1 pseudogene is annotated in these 926 nt (G+C 58.3%); it reads left to right on the top strand.

The features are described 5' to 3' along the window. Positions 1-268: 268 nt before the first annotated feature. Positions 269-859: pseudogene (locus tag KBX07_RS11310) on the top strand (IS256 family transposase); the annotation flags it as partial. Positions 860-926 lie beyond the last annotated feature (67 nt).

Genomic DNA, 926 nt, shown 5'->3' with positions numbered 1-926 from the left:
TGCAGAGCTCTGCGTCGCTGCTCCTTGGTGTATGAGCGGTTCATGATGGAATCCTCCAAGATTCCGTCCGCATCCCCGAATGTGTGTCTGATTTTCAGTGTATCTGCTGATCAGGCTGTGTAAATCGGGCTTGAATAAGGTTCTGGGCCTTATTCGGGCCTGTTTTTCGTTCAATCCACCGGAATGGCACCCGCGTGTGCTAGCCGGGTGTTGGTGTGCTTTCCCAGTGACACCAAACAGACCACGATGCCCCATGTGTGCTGGGAAAATGAAGAAAAACGGCACCACCTCCAAAGGCACAACCAGATGGCGGTGCAAAAACCCCGACTGCGGATCCTCCACCACACGCCGCCGCACAGACCACACCCGGGCCCGGGATTTCACAGCGTTCCACTCCTACGTCACCGGCACCGCCCCATTGACTGAGGTAGCCAAGCGAGCGGGAGTTAGCAGGTGGACCTTAGACCGCCGGTTTGAATCGTTTTGGCTCATCGACGCCCCCAACACCCCGGACCCCAACCGGGTCTACGACCAGATCTTCATCGACGGCACCTACACCGACGCCGGCTGCCTGCTCGTTGCCGCAAGCTGCGACCACGTCATCGCCTGGCACTGGACCAAACGCGAATCAGCCCACGCCTACACACAACTCCTCAGCCGCATCGCCGAACCATTGTGCGTCGTCCTCGACGGCGGCCAAGGCGCCTTATCCGCCATCAAAACCTGCTGGCCCAACACTCGGATCCAACGCTGCCTCGTGCACGCCCAACGCGTCATCCGCCGCTACACCACATCCAGACCCCGCACTGATGCCGGCAAAGCCATCTACGCCCTAGCTTTGAAACTGACTGAAGTGTCCTGGGTTTAGTTCCGATCGTTTCTAGAGGAGGATTGGATCATGCCTAGGAAGTTCAGTGACGAGTTCA

The organism is Corynebacterium sp. CCUG 70398 (assembly GCF_024454055.1).
GTDB lineage: Bacteria > Actinomycetota > Actinomycetes > Mycobacteriales > Mycobacteriaceae > Corynebacterium > Corynebacterium genitalium.
Note: the sequence above shows the minus strand (reverse complement) of the source record. Positions and strands in the feature narration are given on the sequence as shown.